At 73.0% G+C, this 222-nt stretch carries 1 protein-coding gene; it reads right to left on the bottom strand.

Annotated features, from left to right (window positions below; all coding sequences use genetic code 11):
* A partial coding sequence (locus tag ACLQ22_RS32195; RefSeq protein WP_425695638.1) for a hypothetical protein occupies nucleotides 1-198 on the bottom strand: 198 nt, incomplete at its 3' end.
* Nucleotides 199-222 lie beyond the last annotated feature (24 nt).

Raw genomic sequence — 222 nt, 5'->3', positions numbered from 1 at the left:
GATGGTCCCGCCCACCGCCCTGCCCACGCCTGTGGCCTCGGCCGGACCGGCACTCGTGTCGAGCAGTGTCGGCCAGTCCACCGTCGCGCCGTGTACGTGGACACCGGCGAGCGCGGTCAGTAACGTCTGCGGCTCGTCCCGCTCGGCACGCAGCGCTGGCAGCCACACGCCTGTTTCGGGGGTTTCGGCGTCGGCCATCGAGGTCAGCGTGCCGTCCGGGCC

The sequence above is a fragment of the Micromonospora sp. DT178 genome (assembly GCF_049841695.1).
Taxonomy (GTDB): Bacteria; Actinomycetota; Actinomycetes; order Mycobacteriales; family Micromonosporaceae; genus Micromonospora.
Note: the sequence above shows the minus strand (reverse complement) of the source record. Positions and strands in the feature narration are given on the sequence as shown.